Consider the following 26,112-nt stretch of genomic DNA (forward strand, 5'->3'; position numbering starts at 1 on the left):
GGTCCGCGAGATGCGCACCTTTTCGACATCCGGGCGTCGGAATGTGCGCATCTCGACGAGAAGTGCGCATCTCGGCAGCGGGGTGGTGTTCGGGGCGAGAAGATAGGGTGAGAACGTGAGCATGGAGATTGAACTGGGCAGCGCCAAGCGGGCGCGGCGAGCGTACGCACTCGACGACATCGCGGTGGTTCCCTCCCGGCGCACCCGCAACCCCGAGGACGTCTCGACCAGCTGGTCGATCGACGCCTTCCAGTTCGACACCCCGGTGATCGGTGCGCCGATGGACTCCGTGATGAGCCCGCAGACGGCCATCCGGCTCGGCGAGATCGGCGGCCTCGGCGTGCTCGACCTCGAGGGCCTGTGGACCCGCTACGCCGACCCGCAGCCGCTGCTCGACGAGATCGCTTCGCTCCCGGATGAGGTGGCCACCTCGCGCATGCAGCAGCTGTACGCGGAGCCCATCAAGGCGGAGCTCATCTCGACGCGCCTCGAAGAGATCCGGGCTGCCGGTGTCACCGTCGCCGGTTCGCTCACGCCGCAGCGCACCCAGGAGTTCTACGAGACCGTCGTCGCCGCGGGTGTCGATCTGTTCGTCATCCGGGGCACCACCGTCTCGGCCGAGCACGTCTCCAGCGACCTCGAGCCGCTGAACCTGAAGAAGTTCATCTACGACCTCGACGTGCCGGTGATCGTCGGCGGCGTCAGCACGTACACCGCCGCCCTGCACCTGATGCGCACCGGCGCGGCCGGCGTGCTCGTCGGCTTCGGCGGGGGAGCGGCCTCGACCACGCGCGCCACGCTCGGAATCCACGCGCCGATGGCGACCGCGATCGCCGACGTCGCCGCCGCGCGCCGCGACTACCTCGACGAGTCGGGCGGGCGCTACGTGCACGTCATCGCCGACGGCGGCGTGGGGACGTCCGGTGACATCGTCAAAGCGCTTGCCATGGGGGCGGACGCCGTGATGCTCGGCGTCGCACTCGCCCGCGCCACGGACGCGCCTGGTCAGGGCTTCCACTGGGGCCCTGAGGCTCACCACAAGAAGCTGCCGCGGGGCCGCCGGATCAAGGTCGACGTGCGCGGCTCTCTCGAGGAGCTGCTGTACGGACCGGCCGCCGTGTCGGACGGCACGGCGAACCTCATCGGCGCCCTGCGCAAGTCGATGGCGACGACGGGCTATTCCGATCTCAAGGAATTCCAGCGCGTCGAGGTCGTCGTCGCGCCGTACGGAGTCTGATCAACCGACGTGAGCACGCCTGACGAACCGGAGCTCGTCTTCCCGCCGACGCTGCGGGAAGTCATGCTCCGCCCGCGCTGGCTGGCGATGCTGTGCTTCTGCCTCATCGTCGCAGGCATCTTCGCCTGGCTCGGACAGTGGCAGCTCGCCCGCGCGGTCGACTTGGATCCGCCTGCGGCAGGCGCGACCGAGGAGATCGTGCCGCTCGGCGACGTGGTGGCTCCCGCGCAGTACCTGTCGGAGGAGTTCGTCGGCCAGAGGGTCGACGTGTCGGGCGCATGGAGCCCGGATGACTTCCTCGTCGTCTCCTCGCGCAGCAACGACGACGTCGACGGCTTCTGGGTGACCGGGCGTCTGCAGCTCGCCGACGACTCGTCACTCGCCGTCGCCATCGGTTTCTCCGAATCGCGCGAACAGGCGGATGCCGCAGTCGCGGCGCTGGAGGCGGAGGCGGACTCATCTGCCGTCGTCGACCTGACCGGCCGCATCATCTCCGACGAGGGCCCGACCCCGCCGACCGGCGACGACCCGTACGAGATGCCTCGGATGTCGCCTGCCGCTCTCCTTGGGCAGTGGGGCGAGGTGCCCGGTCAGACCTATCGGGCCTTCCTGGCGACGCTCGACCCGGAGGCCGGCATCGCCGATGTCGGGCTCGACCCGATCGTCTCGCCCGCCCCCGAAGTGGCGAGCCCCGTCAACTGGCTGAACATCTTCTACGCGGTCGAGTGGGCAGTCTTCGCCGGCTTCGCGTTCTACCTCTGGTACCGCCTCGCCAAAGATGCCCAGCAGCGCGAGATCGAGGAGATCGAAGGCCTCGACCCCGACGAGGCCTGAGCGGCGCCCAGGCGCGCGCCCTCCGGCGTTCTCGTCGGTCGGCGCTCGAGGTGCGCCTTCCCTCCTCGGTCTGGGAGTGCACGCACCTGGACGCCGCTCATCTGGAGCGCTCAAGAAGCGCAGCGAGCACGGCGAGGGCACAGCAAGCGGCCGATTAGACTGGACGCATGGCGCAACCCAAGCTCTCTTCCTTCCCGAAGATTCGAGGGGCACTGCGCTTCTACCAGATCTGCTCCGTCATCACGGGTGTCGGCCTGCTCCTGCTCGTGGCCGAGATGGTGCTGAAGTACTCGCCGCTGCACGTCGAGCTGTTCGCCGGTGGATCCGGCGGGTTCCTCTGGCTCGCCGACGTCGCGGTCGGCGCCGACTGCGAGTGGTACTCGAAGCTCGCGATGGGCGCGGGAAGCGCCTGCGTGATGGAGTCGGCAGGCGACGGCGTGAACCTCTCGCTCGCGATCCTCGTCGTGCACGGCTGGTTCTATGTCGTGTACCTTTTCGCGTGCTTCCGGCTGTGGAGCCTGATGCGCTGGGGCTTCGTCCGGTTCATCGCCCTCGCCGGCGGCGGCGTCGTGCCGTTCCTGTCCTTCGTGATGGAGACGCGCGTCGCACGCGAGGTCAAGGCCTATCTCGCCGAGCGTGAGAGGAACGTCGCGGAGAAGCTTGCGGCGAAGAGCAACGGATCCAACCAGGAGGTCGCCGGATGAGCGCCGACACCGCCCAGCGACCGGTTCTGGTCGTCGACTTCGGAGCGCAGTACGCGCAGCTGATCGCACGCCGCGTGCGGGAGGCCGGCGTGTTCAGCGAGTTGGTGCCGCACACCGTCACGCGTGCCGAGGTGGAAGCGAAGAACCCGGTCGCGATGATCCTCTCCGGCGGTCCCAGCTCGGTGTACGCCGAAGGTGCCCCGAGCTTCGACTCATCGATCTTCGAGCTCGGCATCCCGACGCTCGGCATCTGCTACGGCTTCCAGGTGATGGCGCAGGCGCTCGGCGGCGAGGTCGCGCACACCGGTGACCGGGAGTACGGCGCCACCCAGGCGACGCTCCGCGGCGTCGATCACCCGCTGCTCGCGGGCACGCCCGCTCAGCAGAACGTGTGGATGAGCCACGGCGACGCCGTCTCGCGCGCGCCGGAGGGCTTCGAGGTGCTCGCCTCGAGCGCGGGCGCCCCGGTCGCCGCATTCGCCAACGCCGACGCGTGCCTCTACGGCGTGCAGTGGCACCCCGAGGTGAAGCACTCCGACCACGGCCAGCGCGTCATCGAGAACTTCCTGCACACAGTCGCCGGGCTGCCAGCCGACTGGAACACCGGCAGCGTCATCGACGAGCAGGTCGCCCGTATCCGCGAGCAGGTCAGCTCGGCTCGCGTCATCTCCGCTCTGTCCGGCGGCGTCGACTCCGCGGTCTCCACCGCGCTGGTGCACCGCGCCATCGGCGACCAGCTCACTGCCGTGTTCGTCGACCACGGGCTGCTCCGCAAGGGCGAGCGCGAGCAGGTGGAGCAGGACTACGTCGCCTCCACCGGCGTGCGGCTGATCACTGTCGACGCAGAGGACACCTTCCTCGGTCACCTCGCCGGCGTCACCGACCCGGAGACCAAGCGCAAGATCATCGGCCGCGAGTTCATCCGGGCCTTCGAGAAGGTCCAGCGCGAGCTGGTCGATGAGGCGAAGGCCGAAGGCGAGCCGATCAAGTTCCTCGTGCAGGGCACGCTGTACCCGGATGTCGTGGAGTCCGGCGGCGGTTCCGGCACGGCGAACATCAAGAGCCACCACAACGTCGGGGGCCTGCCGGACGACCTCGACTTCGGACTGATCGAGCCGCTGCGCACGCTGTTCAAGGACGAGGTGCGCCAGATCGGCCGCGACCTGGGACTTCCCGAGGCGATCGTCGGTCGCCAGCCGTTCCCCGGCCCCGGCCTGGGCATCCGGATCATCGGCGAGGTCACTCGCGACCGCCTCGAGACGCTGCGCGAGGCCGACGCGATCGCCCGCGAGGAGCTCACTGCCGCGGGCCTCGACCAGGAGATCTGGCAGTGCCCCGTGGTGCTGCTTGCCGACGTGCGCAGCGTCGGCGTGCAGGGCGACGGCCGCACCTACGGTCACCCCGTCGTGCTGCGCCCGGTCTCCAGCGAGGACGCCATGACGGCCGACTGGACCCGCCTGCCGTACGAGGTGCTGGCGAAGATCTCGAACCGCATCACGAACGAGGTGCCCGAGGTCAATCGCGTCACCCTCGACGTGACGAGCAAGCCCCCGGCGACCATCGAGTGGGAGTGATTCCGCAGTTCGGCGCGCTCGTCTCGATGCGCGGCTCCCGAGGAACGCACTCAAACTAGGCAACGATTGCCGATGCGGGTGCTGTTGACCGGGCATACATTCGTCGAAGCGTGCCACAGCCGTGGCGCGAGTCGGTGATCGGGAGCGCTATGCCACGTCAGAGTCCGTCGGGACGATCCTTCAGCAGGAAGCTGGTGGCCACGACCACGGCGGCCCTGCTCGCGGCCGCGAGCCTCGTCATCGCATCGGCTCCGGCATCCGCTGACCTCAACGACGACATCGACCTTCCTCCGTGGATTCTGGAGACGACCGACCGGTACGCTCCCGACGGGAGCATCATCGGGTGGCAGAACGGCATCGACTGGTTGGTTCCCTATGGGGTGTCGAAGCTCGACGTGACGCTCGTCGGCGGCGCAGGCGGCGGCAACGACGCGGGCGTTCGCGCGGACGACGACAGCGGGCTTCCGCAGGCGGGCAGCGGATGGGGCGGCGCAGGAGCCGTCATCAGTGGGTCGATCGCGGTCGAACCCGGAGACCAGGTGAAGATCTATCCGGCGCAAGCCGGCGAGGCCGCACAGCATGAGAAGTACGGCGGGATCGGCGGGCTCGGCTTCCGCAACGGAGGGGCCGGTGGCGATGGCGCCGGCTTCCCGGAGGACTGGGACGAGGACTGCGGCGACAGCATCGGGGACCTGTTCTGCGACAAGTATGGCGCGGGAGGCGGAGGCGGCGGCGGCGCCGCAGCCATCCTGATCAACGGCGAGGTGATCGCCGCCGCCGGTGGCGGTGGTGGTGGCGGCGGCGAAGGGACCGTGGGTTCTGAGACCACCGCCGGCGGCCACGGCGGGCGCGCAGGCGGCGGCGGGCGCACCGGCAGCGGGTCGGGCTCCGGAGGCTCTCATGGTGGTGGCGGATCGGACATCGCTGACGCCGTGCCGGAGCAGCCGCGTACCGGTGACCCAGGCGATGCCGGCGGCAGAGGGTCTTTCGGCACGTCTCCGGACGTTGACGAGTGGTCGGGCAACGCCGCAGGCGGTGGCGGTGGCGGAGGCTATGCGCACCCCGGCCACGGCGGTGACGACGGCTCCAGCGGCGGCCCCGGCCAGGGCGGCGGCGGAGGAGGGTCGTTCATCCCGGTGGGGTGGACGAAGAGCTACAGCGCCGACGGCGGCAACGGCTGGGTGGAGATCACGTACGCGACGCCGCCGCGGTCGCAGATCATCGTGACCGAGCCGGAACGCTGGCCGGAGTTCGGCGAGGACATCGAGCTGCCGATCGCGGTGACCAACGACCTGCGCACCCCGGCCGGGTCGGTCAAGGTCCGGATCTTGCAGATGCCGTCGGTAGGTGCGTACGAGGAATACACGGCACCACTGGATGAGAACGGAAGGGCGGTCGTTCAGATCGACCCGCTGATAGGGGCAGACGACGAAGTCTACTCCTATACGGTGGAGTACCTTCCCTCCGATCCGGCGATGCCCGGGGCGGACCGGGTCCACGGGGAAGCGGGAGTCAGCCTGTACCAGGTCGACTTCTCCGTGCGCGGACCGACATCTCCGAGACATCCGGGGGAGTCGTTCGACCTGATCGCGACGGTGACACGAGAGGGAGACGACCCGAAGGGAGTCGTGCAGCTGTCCGCGGAGCACGACGGTGAAACCGTCGACGTCGAGAAGGAGATCGTCGACGGCACGGCGACCTTCGAAGGCCTCTCCGGCATGCTGGCGACGGGATACGACTACACCATGACCTTCATCCCCGACGAAGGGCAGTTCCTGGACCGCGCGGAGGTGACGGGAATCGTGGAGATCACGCCGCTGTCGACGACGACCGAGTTGACGGTCGAATCGACCACGGCGGTGTACGGGCAGATGATCGACTTCCACGTCGATGTTGCGACGATCTTCCCTCACCTGCCGGTGACACCCGCGGGATCCGCTCTGCTGTATCGCAACGACGAGCCGGTGCTCATCGGCACGTTCAGCATACGCGCATGGGATGAGGTCACCGACGGCGCCGCCGAGATCTCGATCCCTGCCGACGAGATCGGTGTCGCCGACTACAGCGTCACATTCGCCGAACGCGTGGGGTGCCTGCTTCCGTTGGTGTGCTACATCTATGGGCCAGGGGGCGAGGTTTCTGTCGTGGAGAACGAAGGCATCGACGACGGCCGCACCTTCTTCAACTCCGAGACCGACGCCGTCCGGGTCACCGTGCGCCCCGCCGATTCGAGTACGACGCTCGATGGCGATGCGGTGATCTCGATCGGCCAAGACGCGACCGTCACGGCGACGGTGGAGACCGTCGCACCTGGCGACGCCCCTGACACCGGCACGGTGCAGTTCTCCGTCGACGGCGTCGAAACGGGCGACCCGGTCGCCGTCGCCGACGACGGCACGGCGACGTTCGAGCTGACCCAGCCCGCGGTCGGTGAGCGCGTCGTCACGGCCGAGTACTCCGGCAACGGTTATCAGAACGAGTCCGTCAGTGAGCCGTTCACGGTGGAGACGCTGCCAGCCGAGGTCGAACTCGACCTCACGGTCCCTGAGGAAGGCGGGGTGTACGGCCAGCCCGTCACGCTGAAGACGGACGTCGCGATCGTCGATCCCGCCGTCACTGAGATCGGCGGCGAGGTCGAGTTCTACGCGGACGACGAGCTCCTCGGCGCCGCCGCCGTCGAACCGCTGCCCATCGACGACCCTGACACGGCGGGAGACGGTGAGACCTCGGCCGACGACACCGCGGTTCCCGACACGGGCACGGCCACGCTGACGATCGATGATCTCGAGGCCGGCGAGCGTGAGTTGCGTGCCGTCTACACGGGTGTCGACCCGACCATCGCCGGCGCGGAATCCGAGCCCGTCGCCTTCGGCATCGAACAGGCCGGTTCCACGACGGGGCTCGGCGCCACGACCACCGTGGATCACGGCGAAGAGGTCCGGTTCCTGGCGCTCGTCGCCGTCGACGGCAACAGCGCGCTCGTCCCTCAAGGCGAGGTGCAGTTCGCTGTCGACGGGGACGACTGGCAGACGCCCGTCGAACTCGAAGACGGCACGGCCGCGCTCTCCACGACGGAGCTCGCCGCGGGCAGCCACGAGGTGCAGGCGCTCTACCTCGGAGATGAGAACATCATGGGCTCCGAATCGGAGACCTTGACGATCACCGTCGCGGCACCACCCGCAGATGACACGGATCCGGACGGTGACGGCTCGAATGGCACCGACTCGGGTGACGCTGACTCGGGCGGCGCCGACTCGGATGACGCCGGTTCGGGCGGCACGGGACCGGGCGGCACGGAACTCGCGGCGACCGGCGCCGCACTGACCGCAGTCGGCGGCGTCGCCGCAGTCCTCCTCCTCATCGGCGCGGGGATCTTCGGGGTGGCACGACGGACGCGGATCCACTAGTGGCTATGGAATGGAGCCCGCGGGCGACCGGAGCTGCCGCGGATCCGGACCTCGTCGCGGCGACTCCGCACTACCGATGCTGCCGCGTCCGGAACCGGCCCACCACTCCGACAGCGCCGCGCGTGAGTTCACGCCGACGCGCTCGAAGACCTGCCGCACGTGCGCATCGACGGTGCGGGTCGACAGCATCAGTCTGTCCGCGATCTCCCGATTCGTCAGTCCGGCGGCGACGAGCCCCACGACCTCGCGTTGCCTGCTCGTGAGCTCGACAGGGGCGGTGGCCTCGGCAGGCACCCACACGCCACGTTCCAACAGCCGCCCCGAGGCTCGAGCGACGAGCAGCGGATCCCTCGCGATGAGCGCGCGAGCGTGATCGAGCAGCAGTGCGGGAACGGGGCCGTCCACACGGCGGGCGGCGGCTTCGAGGCTGTGGAGCTCGCCTGCGGCATCCGAGCCTCGGCGTGCAAGCGCGACGAGCCGCAGATGGCGAGCTCGCACGACGCCCCACCACAGACCCTCCCGCTCGCTTCGCTCCGCCAGGGCCTCGGCGCGCTCAGCGGTGTCAGCCTCGCCGAGCGCGAGCGCTGCGACCAGGATGTTCACCTCGTTGTCGGCCGTGACGACCTTCGACGCCCGCGAATGGGTGCGTTCGAACTGCGTCAGGGCCTCCCGTGCATCAGCGGCGTCGCCGAGCGCCGCGGCCGCCGCGGCAAGGCCAGCCCAGGCCGTCGCCGTGAAGCCGGAGGGATCCCGCACCGCGTACCGCGCGAGAGCGCCGCGGAAGTGAGCGGCGGCGCTCGACCACCGGCCGCGAGCGAGACTGTAGCGTCCTTCCCCGAGCTGCGCGACAGCAGGGTCGAGCTGCGCGTACGGGTCCAGCTCCGCGATGCGCCGACGACGCGGCGGCTCGATGTCGCCCAGCCAGATCCCCACGAAGAAGCGTGCCGCCGTCACCTCGCCGAGCAGCCATGGCGCCGTGAACGCGTCCACCCGCCAGCTGCCGAGCGACTCGTCCGCGAGAGCCACTGCGCGCTCCAGGTGTCCTGACTGCCCGAGCCCCAGGACCAGCGAGCCCGTCATGATCGCGCGCATCGTCGCATCATCGGTGGTGCGCACCCGCTCGTCGAGTTCGTCGAGGCACTCGGCGAACCGTCCGGCATAGGCGAGCCTGGTGAGCACGTCGACCCGGCGGCGCTCGTCCCAGACCCGATCCGACAGGTCTGCAGAAGCGAGGATCCTCAGAGCGCCGTCCAGGTCGTCATCGCCGTACTGTGCGAGGTCGGCGAGGATCCTCGCGTGCGCTGAACGCCGCGAGTCGTCCCCGTTCCTGTGCTCGAGCATCTCGCCGGCGTGCGCGAGGTCCCGTCGTGCACGCCCCGGTTTCCCTGCATAGCGTCGCGACGCGGCGCGGGCGAGCAGCACGTCGATCACGCGAGGGTCCTCGCGCGGCAGCTGCTCCAACGCGGCCGCGGCCAGGCGCTCGACGAGCTTCGGGTCCGTGAGCATCGTCGCCGCGCGCACCGCCGCCAGCAGAGGCTCGAGCTGCGGTCTCACCCCGCAGGTGAGCGCCCAGTCCACCGTCGAGAAGAGCGTCGCGGGATTCGTCGTGCCCTGGGCCGCTGCGGGAAGGCGATGGAACAGCTCCCGCCGCCTGCCGGGGAGCAGGGTCCCGCGGATCACGTCGGTGTGGATCGGGTGGACGAGCCTGGCCTCCGGAGCGCCCGCGTGGAGCGACGGCTCGATGACGACGAGGCCGCGAAGAACCGCTGCCTCGAGGGCGTCATCAGTGGTGACCTCGCCGAGCACGTCGATCGTCGTCGGCCCGGCCAGCGCGAGCAGATCGACGATGTCCCTCTCCGCCTCCCCGAGCCCGGAGAGCTCAGCGCGGATCAGATCCACGACCCGCGTGCCTGCGACCTCGGGATCTCGCCAGAGCCACGCGCCATCGGCGAACGCGAGCGCCCCGGTCTCGCGAAGCGCGCGCACCAGTTCGCGCAGGTAGAGCGGATTGCCCTGAGTGGCGCCCGCGAGATGCTGCGAGGTGTCCCGCGACACCGGCCCGCCGAGAACCCGAATGAGCAGCTGCTCGACTTCCTCGAGTTCGAGGCCGTGCACGTCGATCTGCGCCAGGCGATCCTCGCGGAGCAGTGTGCGAAGCGGGGACGGCGGGCCCGGCATCCGCCGGCAGGTGGCGAGGAGCCGGGCATCGCCGTTCTGAACGAGCTCGGCGAGGATCACCGCACTGGGTCCATCGAGATCATGCACGTCCTCGATGTGGATCGTCGAAGGGCCGCAGTGCTCCGCCAATGCCGCCTTGGCCAGCGCAGAGATCCGCCCCACCGCGTTGCCGCCAGGATCGGCGGGCGTGCCGATCAGCGGCGCGAAGATCTGCCAAGGCGTCGCCGCGATCGGCGAGGGCGCACGCAGCACCACCATTCCGGAGTCGCCATCGTCGAGGTCGTCTCGGACGGACGCTGTCAGGACGGACTTCCCCACCCCGGGATCGCCGATGATCAGGGCGCTGCTCCCCGCGCGCAGTGCGGCGACCACGCGTTCGCGCAACTCGAGTCGCGCGACGATCGCCCACGAGCGCTGGTCCGTCATCGCAGTGACCGGCGCTGGTGAGACGCTGTTGGCCTCCGCACAGCGAGCTGGGTCGCGGAAGTGGACATTTTGTCAGTATAGGGGTGCGCCGAGCGCGCAGGCGACGCCGTTCGCGCCGTGGCCGGATTGCGAGGCAGACACTGTACGTACAGACGCTCCGGCATGTTGAGCGGTTCTCGGGAACCGGAATCCTGTGTTCGACCTCGATGAGGAGGCGGGGTTCTCATCACGGATACGGGGAAGCCCGGGGTGTCGTCCTCATGTGAGCTGCGCCCCGTGAAGCCCCTCCGCGACCGTAGGAGGGCTGCCAGTCCATTCAAGGACATCGTCCGGAGGTGGGTACGATTCAGTGAGGCAAGGACGTTGCGCCCCGATCCGGTCTCTTCTCGGGCGAATGTCCTTTTCTCGGAACGAGCGGAGACGCGGAAGGAAGCGACGGCACTGACGATGGCGACCTTCCCCGATGCGCACTACCTGATCCTGTCGAGCAGGCTGATCCCCGGTCTCGACGGCGGCTACACGATTGCGACGCTGGCGCGCGCGGCGCAGATGGCCGCAGCGGGAGTGCAGAGCGTGCGACTGCTGACCTTCGACCCCGGAACGGCCGCCGACCACGCCGCACACCGGGCGGAGTTCTCCCGGCGGGGGCAGCTCGTGATTCCGGACGCCCGGATCGGGAACGGCGACGTCGAGGGCACTGATGCGCTGATTAACCTGTTCGACGATGCCGGGGCGGACAGATCCTGGCTGCTCGCCGCCGTCGTGCCGGGCGAGCGCGACACGGAGCTGGAATACCGCGAGATCCCGGATGCCGTCGGTCGTCCTCTCCTGGCGCTGCCGAACGTGCCGGATCCTTCCGGATGGCATCTGTCGACCGCGCCCGTCGTCGTCTATGAGGCCGACGGGCGCGAGCACGGCGTCGTCACAGGCTTCGGCGGGCTGTATCGCGCGTGGCTCGAGCATGTCGTCGCCGGGCTGCGTGAGGGCGCCGATCTGCCGGTGGTGGTGATCTGCGAGTCGCGCCAGCTCGGCGAGCTCATCGCGGACTGGGGCGATCCCGGCATCCGGATCGTGCACACGATCCATACGATGCACGTCGAGCCGCCGTTCACGCCGGACGCACCGCTGAACCCGCTCTGGGAGCGCTGGTTCGCGCTGGCTCACCGCTTCGATGCGATCGCATGGCCCACCGCGGCGCAGCGCGACGACGTTGTCGCGCGGTTCGGCGGGGACAACCACCTCGCGGTGCCGAACGGTGTGGAGATCCCGGATGAGCCGCCGGTCGAACGCGCCAGCGGCCTGGTCGTGATGATGAACCGGCTCGCACCGGGAAAGCGGATCGACCACACCATCAGGGCCTTCGTCGCCGCTGACGTGCCGGGCACGCGCCTGGACATCTACGGCGACGGCCCGGAGCGCGCGCGGCTGCAGGCGCTGATCGACGAGGCGGGTGCGGGTGACCGCGTCGCCCTGCGCGGTGCGACCACCGCCCCTGGTGCGGTGCTCGAGGCGGCAGAGCTGTTCGTCACCTCGACCGAGTTCGAGGGGCAGGGGCTGGCGATCGTCGAGGCGCTCGCGCACGGCTGCCCGGTGGTGACGTACGACATCCGGTATGGTCCGGCCGACGCGCTCGCCGCAGGCGGGGGGGCGCTGGTGCCGTCAGGAGATGAGCGGGCGCTGGCCGGCGCCATCCGGAGCGTGATGGGTGACGAGCAGCTGCGCGTGAAGCTCGCGCGCGAGGCGCCGGATGCCGCGAGGCGCTGGTCGACTGATGCCGCGATGGACGCGCTGGCCTCTGCCATCCGGCACGCGGTCGCCTCGCCGCCCCGCCGCTGATCGCACGGCCGCATCGACTGCATTGTGTCGGCCGCCTCGTGGGAAACGACGAAGGCCGCCCCCGGAAACGGGAGCGGCCTTCGTGCGGTGGATGACGTCAGTCGCTGGACGAGAAGATCGCGGCGATGCGCAGGATCTCGACGTAGAGCCAGACGACGGTGACCATGATGCCGAAGGCACCCTGCCAGCCGTACTTGCGCGGGGCGCCGTTGCGCACGCCCTGCTGGATCTGGTCGAAGTCGAGCACGAGCGAGTACGCCGCCATGATCACCACGAACACGCCGATGATGACGCCGAGCGGAATTCCGAAGATCTCCATCGAGCGAAGGCCGAACGCATTGTCGTTCACACCCGTCCACATCAGGACGACGTTCAGCAGCGAGAAGGCGAGGTAGCCGAACATCGCGATCATGAAGACCTTCGTGGCCTTCTTCGTCGCGCGCACCTTGCCGCTGGCGAACAGCGCGAGGGTCACGGCGAACACGGCGACGGTGGCGAGCGTCGCCTGCATGACGACGCCGGGGAAGATGAACTCGAAGTAGGCGGAGACGCCTCCGACGAACAGCCCCTCGAACAGCGCGTACGCGAAGATGAGCGGCGCGGACGGGCTCTTCTTGAAGATGTTCACCATCGCGAGCACGAAGCCGCCTAGCGCGCCGATGATCCACGGCACCATCGAGATGCTCGTCGCGTCGGCGGTGCTGAGGGCGCCGCCGAGCGTCCACATCCAGCCGATCACTGCGGTGACGAGCATCGCGGCGAACAGCATCACGGTCTTGATGACGCTGTCCTCGACGGTCATCCGGCCCATGTCGACGGCGTCGGCCGGGGGAGCGGCGTAGGCGCCTTCGATGCCGGCCTGCTGTGCGGGGGTCATGCCGGGCTGGGCATATCCGGGATAGGCCTGCTGGCCCTGGGCCTGCTGCGGGAACTGGCCCGACTGCTGCCCGTAGCCGGCCTGCGCCGGCGGCTGCAGGGACGTGCCGTATGCGCCCTGCGGCTGGAAGACAGGATTGTTGAAACCGGGTCTGGCCATGGTTGTGGTCACACTCCAAGGGTCGGTGACGGCGGCGTCCCGCCGACGTATACCCAGGATAGCCGGATTTCGCTATGTGTGGCCTGTCATCCCGGGGAACGTGCGTCCGTTCGCGAGCAGAGAACTACTCTGGTGTGCATGCCAGCAGCACGCCCGCTCCTCATCGCCCACCGCGGCGCCTCTGGCTACCGTCCGGAGCACTCCCGCTCCGCTTACGAGCTCGCCATCGACATGGGGTGCGACGCCGTCGAACCGGATGTCGTCGCCACCCGAGACGGTGTGCTCGTCGTGCGGCATGAGAACGAGATCTCCGGCACGACCGACGTGGCGAGCCATCCGGAGTTCGCGGACCGCCGCACGACGAAGTCGTTCCTCGGACAGACCATGACGGGCTGGTTCACCGAGGACTTCACCTGGGCGGAGCTGCAGACCCTGCGCCTGCGCGAACGGATTCCGACGCTGCGGTCGGAGAGCGCGCAACACGACGGGTACGAACCCATGCTCCGGCTGAGCGACGTGCTCGACATCGCCGCCGACGGTGCGCGCCGCACCGGTCGGGAGATCGGCGTCGTCGTCGAGATCAAGCACGACGCGTACTTCCGCTCGATCGGCACCGACCTGGGCGAGCTGGTCGCGACGGTGCTGAGCGCATCCGGATGGCCTGGGCCGGGGCGGCCGGTCACGATCGAGTCCTTCGAGTCGTCGGTCCTCGAGCGGATGCGCGCACAGGAGACCGACGCGCAGTACGTGTTCCTGCTCGAGGCGACGGGCTCACCGGTCGACATGATGATCGAACGCGGCACGGACGCGCCCACCTACGCCGAGATCGCCGCGCCCGCGGGGCTCGACCGCTGGGCCGCCGGATTCGACGGCATCAGCGTCGCCAAATCGATGGTCCTCGGCGCGGACGCCACAGGTCAGGCGGGAGCCGCGCTGGTCGACGCAGTCCACGCGCGCGGTCTCGTCGTCTACACGTGGACGTGCCGACCGGAGAACGCGTTCCTCGCCAAGCGGTTCCGGACCGGGGGAGGCAAGGCGGCATTCGGCGACTACGAGGGCGAATGGTCGCTCATCCGCGATGCGGGAGTCGACGGCGTGTTCGTCGACCACACCGACCTCGGCGCGGCGTTCTTCCTGCGGTGACCGCTGGGCGGCGACAGCAGTGCGTCAGCTCTCGGTGATCCTGAACTGCGAGCGGACGAGGCGCTCGGCCTCGTCGACGTCCTGGTCCTCGATCGCCACGGCGAGCTTCCCGAAGTCGCGCCGGATCGCATCGAGCGCCTGCGTCAGCCGACGGCGGCCGCGGTAGGCGCGCTCGAGCGCGAACCCGGCCTCGCCGTACGTGCGCGAGAACATCATATTGCCGCTGGAGACCGCCAGGTGCGACCAGAGAGCGTTGAACGCCTGGAACAGCGGCTGCAGGGTTTCGGGGTCATCCGGGTTCGTCCCGTCGCACGACGCGACGACGCCTCGTGCGAGCATCGCGGCTCGCTCGCGCTGAGCCTCGGTCATCCTCCGCGTCGCCATGCGCGTCGCGGCGGCGGCCTGGTAGCCGAGGAACTCGACCGAGTCCTCGATGTCCTGCTCGGACACCTCGGTGATCCGAGTGAACCTGCTGGCGGACATCTCGACGAGGCCGATCCGTTCGAGCCGCTGCAGTGCCTCTCGAACCGGCATGCGTGAGACACCGAGGTCGGCGGCGATCTCCTGATCCCGGATGCGGGAGCCAGGCTCCAGAGCACCATCGATAATGGCCTCTCCGATGCGTTCGTACACGGCATCGGCGAGGCGCTGGTTGTCCTGCTCTAGTGGTCCGGTCTTGTTCGACATGCTGGTTCCCTTGCGTGGGCGTTCGCCCACGACGTTATTCGTTCGTCCCTCGTGGTGCCGATGCGTCATTTCACACGATGATCCGGCGAGGAGATGTATTCCACGGGGCTGAACATATCTCGATTTGATTACGAAAAAGCTGTGAACACTGTTCAGTGGTTATTCTCCCCGGGCACCCTCTGGGTAGCTGTGATATTGACACTTCTGCCGTGCGGGCACAATAGCCCAGTCGCGATGTCCGTGGCCGCATCTAGACTTGGGGAGCCATGTCAGACGCTTCCCCGCCGCTCATCCTGCCCGCCGACTCCGACCGTGCGCCGGCCGGGGCTGACCTCCTGCTCGACGGGCTCAATCCGCCGCAGCGCGAGGCGGTGGAGTACCGCGGCCCCGCGCTGCTGATCGTCGCGGGGGCCGGCTCGGGGAAGACCCGTGTGCTCACGCATCGCATCGCATCGCTGCTGCGTGCACGGGAGGCCTGGCCCAGCCAGATCCTCGCGATCACGTTCACGAACAAGGCGGCGCAGGAGATGCGCGAGCGCGTGGCGCAGCTCGTCGGCGACAGCGCTCGCGGCATGTGGATCTCGACGTTCCACTCGGCGTGTGTGCGGATCCTGCGGCGTGAGGCCGAGCAGTTCGGGTTCACGAAGTCTTTCACCATCTACGACTCGGGCGACTCGCGCGCGCTGATCAAGCGCATCGTGAAGGAGCACGAGGCGGACGCGCTGGGCCTCACCCCGGCCGGCGTGCAGTCGAAGATCTCGAAGCTGAAGAACGAACTGCACGACGCGGAATCGTACGCCCGCACCGTGAGTCGCGAAGACCCGGCCGAGCGGGTGTTCGTCGAGCTGTTCGCCGACTATCAGCGTCAGCTGCGGAAGGCGAACGCGTTCGACTTCGACGATCTGATCGGGCAGACGGTGTTCCTGTTCCGTGCCTTCCCGCATGTGGCCGATGTGTACCGCAGGAGGTTCAGGCACATTCTGGTCGACGAGTATCAGGACACGAATCACGCGCAGTACGCACTCATCCACGAGCTCACCCGCCCCGTGCAGAGCGAGGTCGATGCGGGCGGCGCGGTCGCGCTGATTCCGGAGCGCGACGGCGCGGCGCTGACCGTCGTCGGCGACTCCGACCAGTCGATCTATGCGTTCCGGGGTGCGGATATCCGGAACATCAGCGAGTTCGAGCGCGACTTCCCAGGCGCCAAGGTCGTTCTGCTCGAGCAGAACTACCGGTCGAGTCAGAACATCCTCGACGCAGCCAACGCTGTGATCTCGAACAACTTCGATCGCAAAGAGAAGAAGCTGTGGACCGCGGAGGGCTCGGGGGACGCCGTCGTCGGCTTCACCGGCTACTCACAGCACGACGAGGCGCAGTTCGTCGCGGATGAGATCGAGGCGCTGCATCTGAAGGGGCGCCAGTACAGCGAGATGGCGGTGTTCTACCGCACCAACTCGCAGTCGCGCGCCCTCGAGGAGATCTTCATCCGCTCCGCCGTGCCGTACAAGATCATGGGCGGTACGAAGTTCTACGACCGTGCCGAGATCAAGGACGCGCTGGCCTACATCGTCGCGGTGGCCAACCCGGCAGACGAGATGGCGGTCAGGCGCATCCTGAACAAGCCCAAGCGCGGCATCGGGGCGGTGACAGAGACGCAGATCGCCCGGTTCGCAGCCGACAACGACATCTCCTTCCGCGAGGCGCTCGCGCACGCCGAGCAGCTCGGCGTCGGCCCGAAGCTGCGCAAGGCGATAGCGCGCCTCGACGATGTGCTGAACTCTGCACGCGAGATCATGCTGCCGTCGTCGGGCGAGACGCCGCCGCCTGCCTCCGTGACGGAGGGGCTGCAGCTGCTGCTGAACAGCAGCGGCTACCTCGACGCGCTGCGCGCGTCGCGCGACCCGCAGGACGAAGCACGGGTCGAGAACCTCGACGAGTTCGTCGCCGTCACACGGGAGTTCGCGCGCAACAATCCGGAGGGCACGCTCATCGACTTCCTCACGGAGGTCGCCCTCGTCGCAGACACCGATGACCTCGACGACGAGTCCGGAGCCGTGTCGCTGATGACGCTGCATACCGCGAAGGGTCTCGAGTTCGACACGGTGTTCCTCACCGGCGTCGAAGAGGATCTCATCCCGCACCGGATCTCCGCAGGCGAACCCGGGGGGCCGCAGGAAGAGAGGCGTCTGTTCTACGTCGGCATCACCCGTGCGCGCAGGTCGCTGTACCTCTCCCTCGCGATGACGCGCGCGCAGTTCGGCGAGGTGACGGTCGCGATGCCCAGCCGTTTCCTGCAGGAGATCCCTGCCGGTCTGATCGACTGGCGCCAATCGCCTGGCGACGTCAACTCCCGCGGCGGAACGCAGTCTCGAGCGCTGAACGCGCGGCGGCCGAATGGCGGCGACCGGTTCGGCGTCACGCCGCTCGGTCCCGGCGGCGGGCTGAAGCCGAAGTCGACCTCGCTCGACAAGTTCCCCAACCGCGTCACGGGCAAGGTGCGCGACAACGGCGACATGGAGCTCGCCGCAGGCGACAGGGTGCGCCACGACGACTTCGGCGAGGGCACGGTCGACGTCGTCACGGGCCAGGGCGCCAAGCGAGTCGCGCACGTGCGCTTCGACGAGGCGGGTGCCAAGAAGCTGCTGATCAAAGTGGCGCCGTTCGAGAAGATCTGACGCGCTCGGCGACGTTGCACTTTGTGTCGTCCGACTCGTCGTCGCGGCACGGCGTTGCCTACTGTCGTGTCCTGGCCCACCGGTGCATCCGGAACGGGCGATCACCGGCAGACGCCGGCCCGACCGATCAAGCAAGGAGCAGCCATGGCTTTCCGCACCCGCGCACTGACATCCCTCGCCGCCGTCGGAGCGCTTGCCATGATGGCCGGCTGCGCGTCGAACGCCGGGTCCGAAGAGGGCGCCTCGGATGAGCGCGGCAGCGCGTCGGACCCGGTGCGGATCGGCGTCGTCGGTGCGAGCAACCCGTACTGGGATGACTACGTCGCCGCGGCCGAGGACGAGGGCATCTCGGTCGAGATCGTCGACTTCACCGAGTACACGCAGCCGAATCCCGCGTTGACGCAGGGCGAGCTCGACATCAACCAGTTCCAGCACATCATCTACCTCGCCGACTACAACGTGGCCAACGATGAGGATCTGCAGCCGATCGGCGCGACCGTCACCTACCCCCTCGGCCTGTATTCGAGCAGCTACGATGACGTCGCCGACATCCCGGACGGCGAGACGGTGCTGGTGCCGAACGACACCACGAACCAGGCCAGAGGGCTGCTCGTACTGCAGTCGGCGGGTCTGATCGCCCTCGAGGGCGGCGGCAGCCCGTCCTCGACGCTCGACGACATCATCGCGGACGAATCGAGCGTCGAGGTCAAGGCGCTCGACGCCGCACTGATCGCGCCCTCGCTGCCGGATGCGGCCGCCGCGATCATCAACAACGACTTCCTCGACGCCGCGGATCTCACCAGCGAGGACGCGATCGCCGCGGACGACCCGGCAGACGCGTCGGCGCTGCCGTATGTGAACATCTTCGCGGCCCGCGCGGACGACGCGGACGACGAGGTGCTGAACCAGCTCGTGGACATCTACCAGTCCAGCCAGGAGGTCATCGACGGTGTGATCGAGGTCAGCGGCGGCACCGCCGTCGTCGCGACCACGCCGAAGGACGAGCTGCAGGCGTCGCTGGCCGACGTCGAGGAGGACATCCGCGCAGCCGGATGATCGACGCGTGCCTTGCGCGGGTGGCCCGACACCACCCGCGCGTCGCGCTGTTCGGAGACATGAGGGAGACATGCCGCACATCACGCTGACAGACGTGTCGAAGGCGTACCCGCCGCAGCAGCGCGGCGGGGAGCGGATCGCCGCCGTCGACGGCGTCTCGATCGAGATCGAGCGCGGCGATGTGTTCGGGATCATCGGGCACTCCGGCGCGGGCAAGTCCACGCTCGTGCGCCTGATCAACGGGCTCGAGCCGGTGACATCCGGATCGATCGACATCGACGGCACCGACATCGCCTCTGCTCCGAAGCGCCGCCTGCGCGAGCTGCGTCAGGGGATCGGGATGATCTTCCAGCGGTTCAACCTGCTGCGCTCGCGCACGGTGCGCCGCAACATCGCCTATCCGCTCGAGGTGGCGGGCTTCTCACGTGCGGCGCGCCGCAGGCGGGTGGGCGAACTGCTCGACTTCGTCGGACTCGCCGATAAGGCCGATGCCTATCCCGAGCAGCTGTCCGGGGGGCAGCAGCAGCGGGTGGGCATCGCCAGAGCGCTTGCGGCGAACCCGTCGATTCTGCTCGCCGATGAGGCCACCAGCGCGCTCGATCCGGAGACCACCGACGACGTACTCGAGCTGCTCACCCGGGTGAACCGCGAGTTCGGCATCACGATCGTCGTCATCACACACGAGATGGACGTCATCGCCCGCATCGCCAATCGCGTCGCGGTGATGGAAAGCGGCAGAGTCATCGAGACGGGCGACACCTACGACGTGTTCACACACCCGCGCACCGACACCGCCGCGCGTTTCGTGGGAACCGTCGTCCGAGCCCTTCCACAGGGCGACGGCCTCGCCGAGCTGCGTGCTCGGCACGAGGGGCGGCTGTTCACGATCGCGTTCACGGACGACGGGCTGTCCGACGCCCGTGTGTTCGCGGAGCTCGCCCGCGCCGGGGTCGACTTCAACCTCGTGCACGGTGGGGTCGACGACATCCAGGGCCGTGTCTACGGGCTGCTCACGATCGCGGTGCGCGGTGACGAGCAGCTGGTGCGCAAGACCCTTGCCGGTGTCGGAGCGGGCGTGACGATCTCCGAGGTGCCGGTATGAGCGACATCCTCGAAAGTCTCGACGACATCCTGCCTGATCTGCTCGAACAGACCGGGATCACGTTGTGGCTGGTCGGCTCAGCGCTGATCATCGGCGGGATCGTCGGGTTGGCGATCGGAGTATCGCTGACGGTCACCCGGCGCGGCGGCCTGCTGCCCCAGCCGATCGTCTTCGGCGTGATGAACGTGCTCGTGAACACGTTCCGTCCCATACCGTTCATCATTCTGCTCGCCGCGCTGCAGCCGCTCGCGCGCGAGATCATCGGCACCGGCATCGGCAACTCGGCGGCGATCTTCGCCATCTCCGTCGCGGCGACCTTCGGGGTGGCGCGGATCGTGGAGCAGAACCTCGTCACGGTCGATCCGGGGGTGATCGAAGCTGCGCGCGCGATGGGCGCGGGGCCGTGGCGGATCATCCTGACCGTCATTCTGCCTGAAGGGCTCGGCCCGCTCATCCTCGGCTACACCTTCGCGACGATTGCGATCATCGATATGTCTGCCGTGGCCGGCATGATCGGCGGCACCGGTGTGGGCAACTATGCGATCGCCTACGGGCAGCGGCAGAACGATTGGATCGTGATCATCGCCGCCCTCGTCTCGATCGTGATCGTCACGCAGATCGTCCAAGCGGTCGGCAACACGCTCGCGCGGCGGATCCTGCGGCGCTGACCGGATCGCCGGGGCAGGCAGTCCGGTACCCGCGTAGGGTGGAGGCATGGGCCTGTTCTCGCGCAAGAAGAAGAACGACCGCGATCCGAAAGGAGACGAGGTCGGAGAGCTTCCGGAGCCGGATCAGCGATCGGTGACAGAGCCGGAGTCGGCTCCCGGCGGCGAGGTCGTCGAACCGGATCAGGATGCCGACCGCGCTGATGCAGACGCCGGTGCTTCGGCTGACGACGCCCCGTCGGTGAACATCTCGATGACGTCGTTCCAGGGACTCGGTTCGACGGGCGGAGAGGCCGCTCCCGCGCAGGAGCGCGAGCCGGCCCCGACCGAGCAGCCGGCCGTACGCCCGCCGCTGCCAGGCGCCCCCGCTGCTCCTCCCACCCAGCTCGAGACGGTTCCCGGGCTGCGCGACAACGCACTCGTGCGCGACGCGCTCGCCGCGCTGCCGGAGAAGCCGACCGGCGCCCAGGTGATGGGCGTCATCCGGCAGATGCTGCAGGGCCACCTCTATCTGCGCGTTCAGGGCGACGCCCGCAAGACCCTCTCGGAGGGCGGACAGGTCACTTTCGGCGTCGCGAAGGCCGGCGACAAGGACTACATGATGGTGTTCAGCTCCGGTGCGGCGCTGCGCGATGCGGTGAAGGCCGACGGCGACACGCAGACCTCGGCCGTCGCACAGCCGACGCCTGCGCTCGTCCGGCACCTGCTCAGCGGAACCTTCGCCGGCATCATCGTCGACAACTACTCGAAGCAGCGCCGCGCCGTGCTGCCCCGCGATGTCGTGGAGAAGGCATTCGATCAGGCCGATTCGGAGCTGCGTCTCAAATCGCTGCTGGCGCAGCCGCGCGATGCCGACACCCCGGGGAAGATCTCGGAGGTGCTCGCGCAGAAGCCGCCGGTGTGGGTCGCCGTCGGCGAAGTGAACAACGACGCCGAGGAGGGCGAGCAGAAGAAATACGGCATCGCCGAGGCACGGCTGGCAGACGGCACGCGCCTGCTTCAGGTCTTCTCTCACCCGCTCGAGGTCGTCGCGCTCGGACGTCCGGAGAAGGCCATGCCGCTCGCCGTCGACAAGATCGCCAAGATGCTGAAGGACCACCCGCAGCTGGGCGGCCTGCTGATCGACCCGGCCGGCCCCCTGATGACCCTCACCCGCGACGAGCTCGCCCCGGTCATCGCCATCGCGGAGTGACCGCGGCGCGGTGACGCCGCACCCCGCTGCCGAGATGCGCACATCTCGTCGAGATGCGCCGTTCTCGACGCCCGGACGTCGAATAGGTGCGCAACTCGCGGGCCGGTGTCAGGCGAAGCGCATCTCTGACAGATAGGTCGCGGTCGCCTCGGCGCGGTTCGACACGCCCATCTTCCGATAGAGGTTGGCGATATGGAACTTCACCGTGTTCTCGCTGATGCCGAGGTCGGCCGCGATCTCGCGGTTGTGGGCGCCGGATGCGATCCGCGCCAGTACGTCGTTCTCGCGCTCGCCGAGCGACCACGTGGTGGGGCGCATCCCACCCGCGTGCGGTGGGTCCAGCGGAACAACGACGGAGATCTCGGTTCCCCATCCGGGCGTCATGTCGACATCGATCCGACCGCGCAGCGCGTGCACGCGATCCGTGATCAGACGCAGTCGGCTCGAATCCGATGACAGCGCACCGTCGCCGTCGTCGCGCAGCCCGATGATCAGATTGGTGCCGTCGCAGTCCCACTGCGCGCGCACGCGTGAGACATCCGGGTCATCGATCATGACCAGGATCGCGCCTCGCACGACGGCCCGTGCGCCGTGGGCGACCTCGCTCGGCAGCGGACGTCCGTCTACCGGTGGATCGACGAACTGCACGTCGATGTCGCGGTAGCGCATCAGCGGTCTGAGATCATCCCGCAGCCGATCGAACGCCGTCGTCACGGGCTCCTCGGTCGCCGTGCGGGCACGATCGCTGGCGGTGCGCAGATGCACCAGGCCTTCGGTGGCGATCGCCGTGGCCGCCTGGCGCGCTGCGCCGTTGTCGAGCCTGGAGGATCTGAGCGAGGCGAGCACCGTCTCGAGCGTCGTCGAGTACTCGGCTCCGAGCTCGGCGAGTGCTTCCATGCGCTCGCCCGAGGAGTATCTGGCGTGGCGGAGGTAGTCGGGAGGTGCGTGATCGGCGAGCTCCTGGATCCGCAGGCTCACGATGTTCCAGAGATCGAGCACGGTGGCCTCGCCGTGCGCATCGGGACGCGCTCCGGCGAGCACCAGCACCGCGCCGTTTCGGGAGACGGCCAGCAGGATCTGCACCGTGCGTCCGGCGACGTCGAGCTCGTCGCGCTGGGTGCTGCCGGGGCGGATCGCGCGCCGACGGTCGTCGAGATCGAGGTAGGAGACGCCGCGGACGAACGACTCATCGCCGGCACCGCGCTGGTGCCCGCCGTCGACATCGGCCGTGAGGATCACGAGCGCGTCGTGCGGGGCGAACGGAGCCAACAGGTGAGACAACCGATCGGGCAGCGCGGCAGAGGGCGCCGTCACCGTCTCCGAGAGCTCCTGCAGGGTGTCTCTCGTGCAATCTGCTCCGCCATCGGGCATGTTCCCGAGCGTACCCACTCGAACGGGCGGGCGGAACGGCCCGGGCGGGTGATTCACCCGTCCGTTCGGACAGGGAAGACTCACTCACAGCGGCGACGACGCCGCGGAACGGGAGCGCGAACATGCCGGGGAACAAGGCCGTTGCGTACAAGGGGCCGGGAGAGGTCGAGGTCATCGACACCGCGTATCCCGAGTTCGAGTTGAAGGACGGGCCGGGCGTGAACCCCGCCAACGTCGGCAGGAAGGTACCGCACGGAGCGATTCTGCGCACCGTGTCGACGAATATCTGCGGATCGGATCAGCACATGGTCCGCGGCCGCACGACCGCGCCCGCCGGTCTTGTGCTCGGCCACGAGATCACGGGGGAGGTCGTGGAGATCGGCCCCGACGTGGAGTTCGTCTCGGTGGGCGACATCGTCTCGGTGCCGTTCAACATCGCGTGCGGACGGTGCCGCAACTGCAAGGAGGGCAAGACCGGCATCTGTCTGAACGTGAACCCGGATCGTCCGGGTTCGGCATACGGGTACGTCGACATGGGCGGATGGGTCGGCGGGCAGGCCGAATACGTTCTCGTGCCGTATGCGGACTGGAACCTGCTGCGGTTCCCCGACCGGGATCAGGCGCTGGAGAAGATCCTCGACCTGACCATGCTGAGCGACATCTTCCCGACCGGGTTTCACGGCGCGTACTCCGCGGGCGTCCGCCCCGGTTCGACCGTGTACATCGCGGGCGCCGGTCCCGTCGGCATCGCTGCAGCAGTCGGTGCGCAGCTGCTCGGCGCGGCGGCGGTGATCGTGGGCGACCTCAACGCCGATCGCCTGGCGCAGGCGCAGGGGATCGGGTGTGAGACCGTCGACGTGTCGAAGGGCGATCCACGGGACCAGATCGAGCAGATCCTCGGCGTGCCGGAAGTGGATGCGGGCGTCGACGCCGTCGGCTTCGAAGCGCGCGGGCACGGGGCCGACGCCTCGCACGAGGCCCCGGCGACCGTGCTGAACTCGCTGATGGACATCACAGCGGCGGGAGGTGCCCTCGGCATCCCCGGACTGTATGTGACGGGTGATCCGGGCGGCGTCGACGAGGCGGCGAAGGAGGGATCGCTGTCTCTCCGGCTCGGACTCGGCTGGGCGAAGTCGCTGTCGTTCGCGACGGGGCAGTGCCCGGTGATGAAGTACAACCGGCAGCTGATGCAGGCGATCCTGCATGAGAAGGTGCAGATCGCGAAGGCGGTGAACGCGACGCCGATCTCGCTCGACGACGCTCCGCGCGGCTACGCAGAGTTCGACGGCGGCGCTGCCAAGAAGTACGTGCTCGACCCCAACGGCTACATCGACGCCGCGTGATGCGCGGCACTCAGGAGAGGAACGACATGTCCGTGAATCTGGAGGACGCTCGACGCATCATCGTCGCAGGCGAGGCCAAGGCCGATGAGATCGGTCAGCCGATGAACATCGCCGTCGTCGACGCCGGTGGCAACCTCGTCGCCCACGTTCGGCAGGACGGCGCGTGGATCGGCAGCATCGAGATCTCGATGAGCAAGGCGTGGACGTCGAAGGCATTCGACATCTCGACGAAGGACCTCGGCGACAACGCGCAGCCGACGCAGCAGTTCTTCGGCATCCACACCACCAACGCCCACGGCCGCGGCGTCGCCATCTTCGCCGGCGGCATCCCGCTCATTCGTGACGGCGCCGTCGTCGGCGCGGTCGGCGTCAGCGGCGGCACCGGCGAACAGGACCAGTCGGTCGCGGAGGCCGCCGTCGCGGCGCTCTGACTCCGCCGGGCCCGGGCACGCGCATCGCGGCGTGTACGTCTGTCGCCGAGAAGCGCACTTCTCGTCCGAGATCGCGTCCAGAGCGGCTCATCTCGGCGAAAAGTGCGCATCTCGCGAGCCTGCTACGGGCCACGGGTGGGCCTGGTGCGAGGGAGGAGACGGGTTCCGCTGGGCGGGCGGGCGGCATACGCTCGGGGCATGGCTTCGGAACGGATCCTCTTCGAGGTGGGCGGACGAGAGATCTCGCTGTCGAGCCCCGGCCGGGAGATCTGGCCGGAGGTCGGGATCACCAAGCGCGGACTCGCGGAGTACCTGGTCGCGGTCGCCGATCCCTTCCTCGCGCACAACGGCAACCGACCTGTGTCGCTGGAGCGCTTCCCCGCCTCCGTCGACGGCGACAGCTTCTTCTCGAAGAACCCGCCCAAGGGTGCGCCCGACTACGTCGAGTCAGTCCCCGTGACGTACAACAGCGGAAGGCGGCACCGTCAGCTCGTGCTCACCGAGCCGGCCGCCGTCGTGTGGGCGGCGCAGATGAACACCGTGGTGTTCCACCCCTGGGCATCGCTCGCATCAGACACCGATCACCCCGTCGAACTGCGCATCGACCTGGATCCGCAGCCGGGGAACGACTTCGCCGACGTCATATATGCCGCACACGGCATGCGCGAGGTGCTGGCCGAGGCAGGGCTGGAGCTGTGGGTCAAGACCAGCGGCAACCGAGGCATCCACGCCTTCTGCCCGATAGATCCGGAGTGGGAGTTCCTCGACGTCCGTCACGCCGTGATCGCCGCAGGGCGGGAGCTGGAACGGCGGATGCCGGATCGGGTCACGACGAACTGGTGGAAGGAAGAGCGCGGCGATCGTGTCTTCGTCGATTACAACCAGGCGAACCGCGACCGCACCATGGCCGGCGCCTACAGCCCGCGTCCGCTGCCCCAGGCCACGGTCTCGACCCCGGTGGGCTGGGACGAGCTCGATGGCCTGGACCCGCACGCCTTCACCATCCGGGCCGTCACCGAGCGGCTGCGGGAGGTGGGCGACCCCTGGGCCGGCTTCGCCGAGCGCCCCGGCCGCATCGACACTCTGCTTCAGTGGTGGCAGCGCGATCTCGACGACGGGCTCGGTGAGCTGCCCTTCCCTCCCGACTTCCCGAAGATGCCGGGAGAGCCCCCGCGCGTGCAGCCGTCGCGCGCGAAGAAGTAGGTCGCGCCCCGA

19 protein-coding genes are annotated in these 26,112 nt (G+C 68.7%); 15 read left to right on the top strand and 4 right to left on the bottom strand.

From position 1 onward, the window contains the following. Positions 1–121: 121 nt before the first annotated feature. The 5 genes from DZG09_RS15500 to DZG09_RS17010 all read left to right on the top strand — a co-directional run bounded on the left by DZG09_RS15500 (position 122) and on the right by DZG09_RS17010 (position 7,756). Entirely contained in the window at positions 122–1,237 is a 1,116-nt protein-coding gene (locus DZG09_RS15500) for a GuaB3 family IMP dehydrogenase-related protein (protein WP_119698660.1), read from the top strand. A gap of 9 nt (positions 1,238–1,246) precedes the next feature. Then, complete coding sequence (locus DZG09_RS15505) at positions 1,247–2,071, top strand: SURF1 family protein (protein WP_420845912.1); 825 nt, start codon at positions 1,247–1,249, stop codon at positions 2,069–2,071. Between the two features lie 167 nt (positions 2,072–2,238). After that, positions 2,239–2,775 carry a DUF3817 domain-containing protein gene (locus DZG09_RS15510; protein WP_119698661.1) on the top strand — a complete coding sequence of 179 codons (537 nt, stop codon included), beginning with the start codon at positions 2,239–2,241 and terminating at the stop codon, positions 2,773–2,775. After that, positions 2,772–4,349: a glutamine-hydrolyzing GMP synthase gene (gene guaA / locus DZG09_RS15515; protein WP_119698662.1), complete on the top strand. Its 1,578-nt coding sequence runs from the start codon at positions 2,772–2,774 to the stop codon at positions 4,347–4,349. The genes DZG09_RS15510 and guaA overlap by 4 nt, the downstream gene beginning before the upstream one ends. Before the next feature lie 194 nt (positions 4,350–4,543). Then, entirely contained in the window at positions 4,544–7,756 is a 3,213-nt protein-coding gene (locus DZG09_RS17010; RefSeq protein ID WP_119698663.1) for an Ig-like domain-containing protein, read from the top strand. A gap of 3 nt (positions 7,757–7,759) precedes the next feature. Here DZG09_RS17010 and DZG09_RS15525 read toward each other — a convergent pair whose 3' ends face one another. Continuing rightward, a complete protein-coding gene (locus tag DZG09_RS15525) occupies positions 7,760–10,360 on the bottom strand; it encodes a helix-turn-helix transcriptional regulator (RefSeq protein ID WP_119698664.1) in 2,601 nt (866 codons plus the stop codon). A gap of 447 nt (positions 10,361–10,807) precedes the next feature. On the opposite strand from DZG09_RS15525, the gene DZG09_RS15530 reads away from it, so the two are divergent. Next, complete coding sequence (locus DZG09_RS15530) at positions 10,808–12,196, top strand: glycosyltransferase (RefSeq protein WP_119698665.1); 1,389 nt, start codon at positions 10,808–10,810, stop codon at positions 12,194–12,196. Between the two features lie 97 nt (positions 12,197–12,293). On the opposite strand, the gene DZG09_RS15535 is transcribed toward DZG09_RS15530, so the two are convergent. After that, positions 12,294–13,232: a Bax inhibitor-1/YccA family protein gene (locus DZG09_RS15535; RefSeq protein WP_119698666.1), complete on the bottom strand. Its 939-nt coding sequence runs from the start codon at positions 13,230–13,232 to the stop codon at positions 12,294–12,296. A 138-nt stretch (positions 13,233–13,370) separates the two neighbouring features. On the opposite strand from DZG09_RS15535, the gene DZG09_RS15540 reads away from it, so the two are divergent. Further along, on the top strand, positions 13,371–14,375 hold the full coding sequence (locus DZG09_RS15540; protein ID WP_119698802.1) for a glycerophosphodiester phosphodiesterase family protein: 1,005 nt from the start codon (positions 13,371–13,373) through the stop codon (positions 14,373–14,375). A gap of 24 nt (positions 14,376–14,399) precedes the next feature. On the opposite strand, the gene DZG09_RS15545 is transcribed toward DZG09_RS15540, so the two are convergent. Further along, positions 14,400–15,062, bottom strand: coding sequence for a GntR family transcriptional regulator (locus DZG09_RS15545; RefSeq protein WP_119698667.1), 663 nt, complete (start codon positions 15,060–15,062; stop codon positions 14,400–14,402). A 266-nt stretch (positions 15,063–15,328) separates the two neighbouring features. Between DZG09_RS15545 and DZG09_RS15550 the strand changes: the two genes are divergently transcribed. The 5 genes from DZG09_RS15550 to DZG09_RS15570 all read left to right on the top strand — a co-directional run bounded on the left by DZG09_RS15550 (position 15,329) and on the right by DZG09_RS15570 (position 21,752). Next, complete coding sequence (locus DZG09_RS15550; protein WP_119698668.1) at positions 15,329–17,737, top strand: ATP-dependent helicase; 2,409 nt, start codon at positions 15,329–15,331, stop codon at positions 17,735–17,737. Positions 17,738–17,881: 144 nt separating this feature from the next. Then, positions 17,882–18,793, top strand: coding sequence for a MetQ/NlpA family ABC transporter substrate-binding protein (locus DZG09_RS15555; RefSeq protein ID WP_119698669.1), 912 nt, complete (start codon positions 17,882–17,884; stop codon positions 18,791–18,793). Positions 18,794–18,863: 70 nt separating this feature from the next. Beyond that, the gene (locus DZG09_RS15560; protein WP_119698670.1) at positions 18,864–19,895 is read left to right on the top strand and encodes a methionine ABC transporter ATP-binding protein; all 1,032 of its coding nucleotides are present in this window, start codon (positions 18,864–18,866) and stop codon (positions 19,893–19,895) included. Beyond that, positions 19,892–20,563, top strand: a complete 672-nt coding sequence (locus DZG09_RS15565; protein WP_119698671.1) for a methionine ABC transporter permease — start codon at positions 19,892–19,894, stop codon at positions 20,561–20,563. Before DZG09_RS15560 ends, DZG09_RS15565 begins: the two co-directional genes overlap by 4 nt. A gap of 46 nt (positions 20,564–20,609) precedes the next feature. After that, a complete protein-coding gene (locus tag DZG09_RS15570) occupies positions 20,610–21,752 on the top strand; it encodes an SseB family protein (RefSeq protein WP_119698672.1) in 1,143 nt (380 codons plus the stop codon). 108 nt (positions 21,753–21,860) lie between these two features. Here DZG09_RS15570 and DZG09_RS15575 read toward each other — a convergent pair whose 3' ends face one another. Beyond that, the gene (locus DZG09_RS15575) at positions 21,861–23,123 is read right to left on the bottom strand and encodes a helix-turn-helix transcriptional regulator (protein ID WP_119698673.1); all 1,263 of its coding nucleotides are present in this window, start codon (positions 23,121–23,123) and stop codon (positions 21,861–21,863) included. Between the two features lie 122 nt (positions 23,124–23,245). On the opposite strand from DZG09_RS15575, the gene fdhA reads away from it, so the two are divergent. The 3 genes from fdhA (at position 23,246) to ligD (ending at position 26,100) form a co-directional block, all read left to right on the top strand. Continuing rightward, on the top strand, positions 23,246–24,466 hold the full coding sequence (gene fdhA / locus DZG09_RS15580) for a formaldehyde dehydrogenase, glutathione-independent (RefSeq protein WP_119698674.1): 1,221 nt from the start codon (positions 23,246–23,248) through the stop codon (positions 24,464–24,466). 26 nt (positions 24,467–24,492) lie between these two features. Next, the gene (locus tag DZG09_RS15585; RefSeq protein ID WP_119698675.1) at positions 24,493–24,897 is read left to right on the top strand and encodes a GlcG/HbpS family heme-binding protein; all 405 of its coding nucleotides are present in this window, start codon (positions 24,493–24,495) and stop codon (positions 24,895–24,897) included. Between the two features lie 198 nt (positions 24,898–25,095). Then, positions 25,096–26,100: a non-homologous end-joining DNA ligase gene (gene ligD, locus DZG09_RS15590; protein WP_119698676.1), complete on the top strand. Its 1,005-nt coding sequence runs from the start codon at positions 25,096–25,098 to the stop codon at positions 26,098–26,100. Positions 26,101–26,112 lie beyond the last annotated feature (12 nt).

It is taken from the genome of Microbacterium halotolerans, from assembly GCF_003569805.1.
Lineage (GTDB): Bacteria > Actinomycetota > Actinomycetes > Actinomycetales > Microbacteriaceae > Microbacterium > Microbacterium halotolerans.

What these genes read in the sequence shown, in the direction of transcription:
- DZG09_RS15500 (WP_119698660.1), top strand. Translation starts at nt 122, where the DNA reads ATGGAGATTGAACTGGGCAGCGCCAAGCGGGCGCGGCGAGCGTACGCA.
- DZG09_RS15510 (WP_119698661.1), top strand. Translation starts at nt 2,239, where the DNA reads ATGGCGCAACCCAAGCTCTCTTCCTTCCCGAAGATTCGAGGGGCACTG.
- guaA (WP_119698662.1), top strand. Translation starts at nt 2,772, where the DNA reads ATGAGCGCCGACACCGCCCAGCGACCGGTTCTGGTCGTCGACTTCGGA.
- DZG09_RS15525 (WP_119698664.1), bottom strand. Translation starts at nt 10,360, where the DNA reads ATGACGGACCAGCGCTCGTGGGCGATCGTCGCGCGACTCGAGTTGCGC.
- DZG09_RS15530 (WP_119698665.1), top strand. Translation starts at nt 10,808, where the DNA reads ATGGCGACCTTCCCCGATGCGCACTACCTGATCCTGTCGAGCAGGCTG.
- DZG09_RS15535 (WP_119698666.1), bottom strand. Translation starts at nt 13,232, where the DNA reads ATGGCCAGACCCGGTTTCAACAATCCTGTCTTCCAGCCGCAGGGCGCA.
- DZG09_RS15540 (WP_119698802.1), top strand. Translation starts at nt 13,371, where the DNA reads ATGCCAGCAGCACGCCCGCTCCTCATCGCCCACCGCGGCGCCTCTGGC.
- DZG09_RS15545 (WP_119698667.1), bottom strand. Translation starts at nt 15,062, where the DNA reads ATGTCGAACAAGACCGGACCACTAGAGCAGGACAACCAGCGCCTCGCC.
- DZG09_RS15550 (WP_119698668.1), top strand. Translation starts at nt 15,329, where the DNA reads ATGTCAGACGCTTCCCCGCCGCTCATCCTGCCCGCCGACTCCGACCGT.
- DZG09_RS15555 (WP_119698669.1), top strand. Translation starts at nt 17,882, where the DNA reads ATGGCTTTCCGCACCCGCGCACTGACATCCCTCGCCGCCGTCGGAGCG.
- DZG09_RS15560 (WP_119698670.1), top strand. Translation starts at nt 18,864, where the DNA reads ATGCCGCACATCACGCTGACAGACGTGTCGAAGGCGTACCCGCCGCAG.
- DZG09_RS15565 (WP_119698671.1), top strand. Translation starts at nt 19,892, where the DNA reads ATGAGCGACATCCTCGAAAGTCTCGACGACATCCTGCCTGATCTGCTC.
- DZG09_RS15570 (WP_119698672.1), top strand. Translation starts at nt 20,610, where the DNA reads ATGGGCCTGTTCTCGCGCAAGAAGAAGAACGACCGCGATCCGAAAGGA.
- DZG09_RS15575 (WP_119698673.1), bottom strand. Translation starts at nt 23,123, where the DNA reads ATGCCCGATGGCGGAGCAGATTGCACGAGAGACACCCTGCAGGAGCTC.
- fdhA (WP_119698674.1), top strand. Translation starts at nt 23,246, where the DNA reads ATGCCGGGGAACAAGGCCGTTGCGTACAAGGGGCCGGGAGAGGTCGAG.
- DZG09_RS15585 (WP_119698675.1), top strand. Translation starts at nt 24,493, where the DNA reads ATGTCCGTGAATCTGGAGGACGCTCGACGCATCATCGTCGCAGGCGAG.
- ligD (WP_119698676.1), top strand. Translation starts at nt 25,096, where the DNA reads ATGGCTTCGGAACGGATCCTCTTCGAGGTGGGCGGACGAGAGATCTCG.